The 8192-nt window shown below is 72.4% G+C and carries 5 protein-coding genes and 2 pseudogenes; 3 read left to right on the plus strand and 4 right to left on the minus strand.

The features are described 5' to 3' along the window. Window positions 1-270: pseudogene (locus ACWEN3_RS35470) on the plus strand (M56 family peptidase); the annotation flags it as partial. A gap of 109 nt (window positions 271-379) precedes the next feature. Here the strand turns inward: ACWEN3_RS35470 and ACWEN3_RS35475 are convergent. Further along, a complete protein-coding gene (locus ACWEN3_RS35475; RefSeq protein ID WP_452979518.1) occupies window positions 380-2734 on the minus strand; it encodes a glycoside hydrolase family 65 protein in 2355 nt (784 codons plus the stop codon). Continuing rightward, on the minus strand, window positions 2731-3471 hold the full coding sequence (locus ACWEN3_RS35480) for an HAD family hydrolase (RefSeq protein ID WP_452979521.1): 741 nt from the start codon (window positions 3469-3471) through the stop codon (window positions 2731-2733). Before ACWEN3_RS35480 ends, ACWEN3_RS35475 begins: the two co-directional genes overlap by 4 nt. A gap of 85 nt (window positions 3472-3556) precedes the next feature. Here ACWEN3_RS35480 and ACWEN3_RS35485 point away from each other — a divergent pair, with 85 nt between their 5' ends. Further along, complete coding sequence (locus tag ACWEN3_RS35485; RefSeq protein WP_452979523.1) at window positions 3557-4237, plus strand: nucleoside/nucleotide kinase family protein; 681 nt, start codon at window positions 3557-3559, stop codon at window positions 4235-4237. A gap of 15 nt (window positions 4238-4252) precedes the next feature. On the opposite strand, the gene ACWEN3_RS35490 is transcribed toward ACWEN3_RS35485, so the two are convergent. Then, complete coding sequence (locus ACWEN3_RS35490; RefSeq protein ID WP_452979526.1) at window positions 4253-6070, minus strand: hypothetical protein; 1818 nt, start codon at window positions 6068-6070, stop codon at window positions 4253-4255. 286 nt (window positions 6071-6356) lie between these two features. Further along, window positions 6357-7661, minus strand: a complete 1305-nt coding sequence (locus ACWEN3_RS35495) for an MFS transporter (RefSeq protein WP_452979528.1) — start codon at window positions 7659-7661, stop codon at window positions 6357-6359. A gap of 246 nt (window positions 7662-7907) precedes the next feature. On the opposite strand from ACWEN3_RS35495, the pseudogene ACWEN3_RS35500 reads away from it, so the two are divergent. Beyond that, window positions 7908-8099, plus strand: a pseudogene (locus tag ACWEN3_RS35500) (sensor histidine kinase); the annotation flags it as partial. Window positions 8100-8192 lie beyond the last annotated feature (93 nt).

The following is an 8192-nucleotide window of genomic DNA, read 5'->3' on the forward strand; positions in this document are numbered from 1 at the left end:
GAGCAGGCGGCGGCCACGGTCGGGGACCGGCGGACCACCGCCCGCGCGCTCGCACGGGCCGCGCTCACCGCGGGCCGCGCCCGCACGGCCTGCGCGCTGCACTTCGCCGACCGGGCCGTCACCCGCCGGATCGCGGCCCTGCAGACGAGCCCGCTCCCCCGCCTGTGGCCCGCCGCCCTGTCCGTCCTCGCCCTGGGCGCCCTGCCACCCCTGCTCGCGGCCGACGCCACCGGCGACCTGCTGGGCCTGCTGTCGGGCGTGCTGAACTGAACCGGGTGGACATCAGCCCCGGTCGGCGGCGGCTCGTGCGGGCTGCCCGGAAAGCCGGACGGCGGACGCTGTGCCCGCCGTCCGGCTCCTGACCTGAAACGACCGGGCCTCAGCCCCCGTTGGGGGCCCGGTGTGGTGGCTGCTCGGGGGCCGGACGGCGGACGGCGTGGGGTACGGCCCGGACCGTCGGCTCGCCGCCGCTCACCGTGAGCGGTTCGCCGTGGTGGTGGAGGGTCAGCGGCGGGCCGTCCAGCAGCGCGTACGTGGCCTTGTCCGCGCCGATCTCCACACGCAGCCGGCGCCCGCGGAACTGCACGTTGAAGGCGAGCCGGCCGAGCCGCTCGGGCAGCCGGGGCGTGAAGGACAGGCGCTCGCCGGCGCGCCGCATGCCGCCGAAGCCCGCCACCAGCGCCATCCAGGTACCGGCCAGCGAGGCGATGTGCAGCCCGTCGCGGGTGTTGTGCTCCAGGTCCCGCAGGTCCATCAGGGCCGCCTCGGCGGTGTACTCGAAGGCGAGGTCCAGATGGCCGGTCTGGGCGGCGACGACGGCCTGGCAGCAGGCGGACAGGGAGGAGTCACGCACGGTGAGCGGCTCGTAGTACGCGAAGTTGCGGGCCACCTGGTCCTCGTCGAACCGCTCCGCGAAGTAGGCGCCGCAGGTGTACATGGCCAGCACCAGGTCGGCCTGCTTGACGACCTGCTTGCGGTAGAGGTCGAAGTACGGGAAGTGCAGCAGCAGCGGGTACTGGTCGGCGCGGGTGCCGGCGAAGTCCCAGCGCTGGTAGCGGGTGAACCCGGCGTGCTGCTCGTGGACGCCGAGTTCCGCGTTGTAGGGGATGTGCATGGCCTCGGCCGCGTCGCGCCAGGCCGCGCTCTCCTCCTCGTCCACGCCGAGCCGCCGTGCCTCCCGGGAGTGGCGTTCGACGGCGTCGGCGGCGGCCAGCAGGTTCTGGCGGGCCATCAGGTTGGTGTACGTGTTGTCGTCGGCGACCGCGCTGTACTCGTCGGGGCCGGTGACGCCGTCGAGGTGGTAGACGCCGTGCCCGTCGTGGTGGCCCAGGGACCGCCACAGCCGGGCCGTCTCCACCAGCAGCTCCACCCCGGACTCGCGTTCGAATTCGGTGTCGCCGGTGGCCTCGACGTACCGGACGACGGCGTCGGCGATGTCGGCGTTCACGTGGAAGGCCGCGGTCCCGGCCGGCCAGTACGCCGAGCCCTCGGGTCCTGCGATGGTCCGCCAGGGGAACGCGGCCCCGGAGAGCCCCAGTTGGGCCGCGCGCTCGCGGGCCTCGTCCAGGGTGTTGTACCGCCAGCGCAGCGCCTCGGCGACGGACGCGGGGGCGGTGTGGGTGAGCAGGGGCAGCACGAACATCTCGGTGTCCCAGAAGGCGTGCCCGTCGTAGCCGGAGCCCGTCAGCCCCTTCGCCGGTATCGCGCGCTGCTCGGCGCGGGCCCCGGCCTGCAGCACGTGGAACAGGGCGAACCGGACGGCCTGCTGGATCTCCTCGTCGCCCTCCACCTCGACGTCGGCGCGCGCCCAGAAGTCGTCCAGGGAGGCCCGCTGGTCCGCCAGCAGGCCCTCCCAGCCGTCGTGCGCGGCGGCCGCGAGCGCGGCGTCGACCTGGTCGGCCATCGCGGGCAGCGAGCGGGCGCCGGACCAGCCGTGGGCGACCAGCTTCTCCACCCGCAGGGTCTGACCGGGCTCCAGGACGGAGGTGACGGTCAGCCGGGCCAGGTCGGTGCCGCTCTCGCTGCGGGTCGTGGTGCGCTCCGGTCCGGCCACGACGTGGTCGGCGGCCACGGCCACCCGCAGGCCGCTGCGCCGGGTGCGGTGCACCAGCCGCAGCCGGCTGCCGGAGGCCTGGTGGTCCTCCTGTTCCAGCGGCGACTGGAGTGCCATCGCGGCGCGCGGGTCGCCGCCGGACGCCGGCAGGCTCTCGTTGGCGACCAGCTCCGACTGGATCACCACCCGGCTGCGGGAGTCGACCGCCTCCACCTCGTACGCGATCGCGGCCACCGCCCGCTGGGTGAGCGAGACCAGCCGGGTCGAGCGCACCCGGACCGTGGAGCCGGCCGGCGAGGTCCACTCGCAGGTCCGCTCCAGCACTCCGCGGCGCAGGTCGAGGACCCGCTCGTGGGCGACGAGCCGGCCGTAGCGCAGGTCGAACGGCTCGTCGTCCACCAGCAGCCTGAGGATCTTGCCGTTGGTGACGTTGATGACCGTCTGGCCCGACTCCGGATAGCCGTAGCCGGCCTCGGCGTACGGCAGCGGGTGCACCTCGTGGACGCCGTTGAGGTAGCTGCCGGGCAGGCCGTGCGGTTCGCCCTCGTCGAGGTTGCCGCGCCAGCCGACATGGCCGTTGGACAGCGCGAACACGGACTCGCTCTGGGCGAGGACGTCGAGGTCGAGGGCGGTCTCCCGGACCGCCCACGGCTCGACGGCGTACGACCGGTCGGTGATCACTGCTTGCCTCCCAGCTCGGCGAGGTCCTTGACGACGACGCTCGCGCCGTGCGCGTACAGCGCGTCGGTCTGTCCGACCCGGTCCACTCCGACGACGTATCCGAAGCCGCCCGCGCGGCCCGCGTCCATCCCGGCCAGCGCGTCCTCGAAGACGGCCGCCCGGGAGGGCTCGACGCCGAGGTCGTGGGCGGCGGCGAGGAAGGTGTCGGGGTGCGGCTTGCCCGGCAGCTTCCGCTCGGCGGCGACCACGCCGTCGATCCGCACGTCGAAGAAGTGCTCGGCGCCGACGGCCCGCAGCACGTCCCGGCAGTTGGCGCTGGAGGAGACGATCGCGGTGCGCAGCCCCTCGGCCCGTACGGCCTCCAGATAGCGCAGGGTGCCGTCGTAGGCCTCGACGCCGCCGGTGCGGATCTTCTCCAGCAGCAGGTCGTTCTTGCGGTTGCCGAGGCCGTGCACGGTGCGGGCGTCCGGCGGGTCGTCGGGGGTCCCCTCGGGCAGATGGATGCCGCGCGAGTCGAGGAAGGCACGCACCCCGTCGGCGCGCGGGCGGCCGTCGACGTACTCGTCGTAGTCGGCGACCGCGTCGAACGGACGTGCCTGCTCGCCCTGGTAGTCGCGCAGGAACGCGTCGAACGCCTCCTTCCAGGCGGCCGCGTGCACGACGGCCGTCTTGGTGACGACCCCGTCGAGATCGAAGAGACAGGCCTGGATGTCGTCGGGCAGACCGAGCTGAGTCATACCCAGCACTGTTCCCCATGAGGGGCACTCCAGTGAGTGGCGCACGCCACATGTTTCGAGAATTCCGGGTGACACACTCTCCTGTGTGCCCCTGACCTTCGACGACCTCCTGAACCGGGCCCATGCACTCACCCGGGACGGCCGGCGCGCCGTGCTCGGGATCGCGGGCAGCCCCGGGACGGGCAAGTCCACCCTGGCCGAGCACCTGGTGCGCGCCCTGAACGCCGACGGGCCGCCCTGGGTGGCGTACGTCCCGATGGACGGCTTCCACCTGGCCGACGTCGAGCTGGAGCGGCTGGGCCGCCGGGACCGCAAGGGAGCCCCGGACACCTTCGACGCGGCCGGGTACGCGGCCCTGCTGCGGCGGCTGCGCGAGGACGCCGACGAGGTCGTGTACGCCCCCGGCTTCGAACGGGTGCTGGAGCAGCCGATCGCGGGCGTGATCCCGGTGCCGCCGTCCGCCCGGCTGGTGGTGACCGAGGGCAACTACCTCCTCCTGGAGCAGGGTTCGTGGGCGCGGGTGCGGCCGTGCCTGGACGAGGTGTGGTTCTGCGAGATCGCCGAGGACGAACGGATCCGCCGACTGGTCGCCCGGCACGAGGAGTTCGGCAAGGACCACGAGACGGCCGTCGCCTGGGTGCTGGGCACGGACCAGCGCAACGCCGACCTGGTCGCGGCGACCCGGGACCGGGCGGACCTGGTGGTCCCGGCCACCGCGCTGCCGTCGGCGTCCCGCGCCTCCGGTGCGCCGGACGGGACACCGTAGGGACCCCTGCCGCGCTCAGCCGCTCAGCGTCAGCTTCGGTTCGCCCACCGGCTCCCCCATCACGGCGGTGAACGCCTCGGTGCGCACGGTCAGCGCCCGCTCGTCGCCGTCGAGGGAGAGGACGAAGGGCCCGCCGGGGCCGTAGCGGACGGCGAACACGTGCAGTCCCTCCGGTGCGCCGGGCGCCGGCTCGGCCTCCAGGGCGGTGGAGGCGAAGAGATGGCGCCAGCCCTCGTCCGGGTTCCCGTAGCCGCGCGGGTCGGCGGCGAGCGCGAACGCGGCCTGTTCCTGGGTGACTTCGTCGCGGGCGTCGAACTGCTCGGGGCCCGCCTGGGCCGGATGCGTGAGGCGCAGGCCGCCCGCCGAGACGACCTCCCCCTCGGCGGTGCGGCGCACCCGGTCACCGTCGTCGGCGGCGTACGGCAGCCCGGACAGCAGGTACGGCGTCCCGTCGAGCCGCTCCACGGCGACCGTCACCCACAGGCGGGTGCCGTCGGTGACGTACAACGACCGCACATGGCGCAGTGCCTGGTCCCGGCCGACGACCGGCTTCGTGACCAGTTTCGCCGCGAGTCCGCGGGTGCGGACGTCCCGCACCCGGACCCGGCCCATCGGGCGGCACAGCAGGAACCCGTCCGTCACCGGCCCGAACCCGTGCCGGCGGCGCACGGCGGCGGGCAGGTAGTAGGTGCCTCCCGCCTCGACGAGGGAGGGGGTCATGCGGTCGTCGAAGGCGACCGAGACGGAGCCGAGGCGCAGTTGGTGCCGGACGGGAGCGTCCGACGGGGTGCGGTGCCAGCGGCTGGTGTCCCGGATCTGCCAGACCAGCATGAACGCGAAGTGCCCGTCGATCCGGCCGTCCGGCCCCACGGCGTGCCGGCCCCAGCGGGTGTCGCCCCGGTAGCGGCCGAGGTCGCGGCCGACGCGATTGCCGTAGTAGCGCAGTCCCAGGACGGATTCGAAGCCGGAGTGCTGTTCGCTGTAGCGGGGACCGCCGCAGTCGTAACCGCCGGAGGTCAGCCGGGCGTCGATGTACCGGCCGAGGGTGTCGCCGTCCTCGGCGAACATCTCCTCACCGCTGACCCGATGGGCCTGGGCGAGGAACGACAGTGAGATCGGGCCGTAGTTGTTGTCGTACGCCCCGCCGTGCTCGGGCGGTAGCAGCGCGCCCCGGTCGCGGACCCGGTGGGCGCGGATCTCGTCGGTGTACAGGGCGAGGGCGCCCGCGCGGACCGACTCGCCTTCCTCGTACGGGAGATGGCGGGCCAGCATGAGACCCCCCACCACACAGCCGATGGCCTGGTTGCCCGCCTCCTGGGGGTTGAAGAAGGTCGCCTCGGTCAGCCAGCGCCAGTACCCGTACGCCAACTCCCGTAGTCGACCGTACTGTTGCTCGTCCAGGAGCCCGTCGGCCGAGTCCAGGACGTTGACGGCCTGGAGCAGTGCCCACACCGTGCTCGGCCAGTCGCCGATCGGATGCGCGCCCGCCTCGTGGACGTATCGGGCGTACGGGAGACCGGTGCCGCCGGCCCTCAGGTTCGGGTAGCCGGGGTTGTCCTCGGTGTGGACGCGCTCACGCAGATGGAAGGCGAGGCCGCGGCGCACCGCGTCCGGCAGCCGGGGGTCCCCGCCGCGCTGCCAGGCGAGGGCGAGCAGGGAGGTGACACCGAGGGAGGTGTCGCCGATGTCGTGGCGGGTGCCGGGGTGTTCGAGGTTGCCCTCGGGCGTGATGCGGTCCAGGGCCTGCTCGGTGACGTCGGCGAGGACGGCGTCGTAAGCCTCCGGTGTGTCCGGCAGGTCGTGCAACGGGCCGCGCTGATAGGGCAGATGCACGTGGTTTCAGCCCTTCGGTCCAGGCCTTCAGCCGGTCTGCTCATCGACGGCAGGAAGGCGTCGATCCGGGTCGGGTCGGGTCGGAGAAGCTCGTGTACTGCGGGGTCCGTGAGCGGCAACATCGTGACGATCAGCGAGTCGGGTGACACGGAGCGAGCACAGCGTACCGGCGCAAGGCGGTTGCGTGCAGGACTCCTTGTTCCCGGCGACCGGCATCGACGGCGTCGGGATCAGTATCAAGACCGGGCCGTATGCGTAGGCCTCAGCGACGACCCCGCGCTCACCATCAACTCGTGACCACGGGGGCGGACGCGTGTGCGGGTTGGGGAACATCGCGCATGTGGCGGAGCGGGGAGAAGAAGACGAACCAGCCGGCCGCCCAGGAACCGATGAACGCCAGCCAGAGTGCGGGCCGCACCCCGATCAGGGTGCCAAGTGCGCCGCCGAGGACGCCGCCGAGCGGCAACGTGCCCCACACGACCCAGCGGACGGCCGCGTTCATCCGGCCCATCAGCTCCGGCGGTGTCACCGATTGCCGGTAGCTGAGCTGGGCGATGTTGTAGACCATCCCGGAGAAGTACGCGATGCCCCAGCCCAGCGGGAACAGCAGCACTCCCCAGCCCCGCCAGGCGGCCGCCGCGATGACCTGCGGCGCGCTGAAGACCAGCATCGACACCCAGATGACGCGCGCCGAGCCGACCTTCTTGGCGATCCGGCCGGCGAACGCTCCCCCGGCGATCCCGCCGATGGCCGCGCCCGCCATGACCAGCCCGGTCAGCGCGGGACGCACGTGCAGCACCCGGATGAGGAAGACCATCGCCAGCGCCGAACTCATGCCGCTGAACAGGTTCGCGGTGCCCGTGCAGGCCACGACCCTGCGCAGAATGCCGTGCCCGAATACGAACTTCAGCCCCTCGGCGATCCGGCGCCGCAGCGTCTCGTCCGCCGGCCGCGCCGGCGGCGGCTCCTCCCGGGTCCTGATTCCGAGGATCGACAGGACCGAGACCGCGTACGAGACCGCGTCGGCCGTCATCGCCCCCGCGGCGCCGAACAGTCCGACCAGCCCGCCGCCCAGATTCGGCCCCCCGAGCTGCGCGAACGCCTGGGTGGTCCCGAGCTTGCCGTTGGCGCCCATCAGGTGATCGGCGCGGATCAGCGACGGCACATAACTCTGGTACGAGACGTCGAAGAACACGGAGCACACACCCGCCGCCACCGCGACCACGTAGAGCTGCGCCATCGTCAGGACGCCGAACGCCGCCGCCACCGGAACCGAGCCGATGATCACCAGACGGAGAACATTGCAGACGATCATCATGGAACGCTTGGCGGCGCCGTCCACCATCGCACCCGCCGGCAACGCGATCACCGCGAACGCCAGCGTGGTGGCCGCGGTCAGCAGTCCGACCTGGAACGTGCTCGCCTTGAGCGCGACGACCGCGAGCAGCGGCAAAGCGACCTCGGTGACCGCCGACCCCATCTCACTGACCGTCTGGCCACTCCACAGCAGCATGAAATCCCGCTGACGCCACAGGCTCGGACCATCGGTCTCCGACCCGACATCCCGCACATCCTTCGCGACGTCCGTCACAGCACCAACTCCGCTCAACTCGACTGGCAGAAGCTTCCAAGCGGTGACGAGTCGCGGCAACCGTCGGGCACCACATTCCGGGTGCATCCACGGCAGGGACAACTGGCGAATTGGCAGTGGTTACTCCGAGACTCCCCCACAGAACGGAGCCCCCCATGATCATCAAGAAGATGCACGACCTGGGCGTTCGCAGCGAGCACGCCTACATGGCCGGCGTCGCCTCCATCGGCCTCAGCTTCGCTTCCTGAGATCGCGGTGACCAGCCTCGTCGGCCTGCTCTTCGTCCTGTGCACGCCGTGGGTCGTCCGCTCCCTGACGGTGGTGGACCGGCTCCTGGTCGCCGGGCTGCTGGGCCCCTCGCGGATGGCGAACCGGGTGACCGAGCTGGAGAAGGACCGCGGGGTCGTCGTGGACACGGCCGCCGCCGACCTCCGCCAGCACTCGCTCGTCCTGACCCACCCGGTCACCGGTGCCCGCTCGCTGCTGCTCGGCTCCATGGTGATCGGCGGCATCACCGGACTCCCCGAGAAG

It is taken from the genome of Streptomyces sp. NPDC004561, from assembly GCF_053602155.1.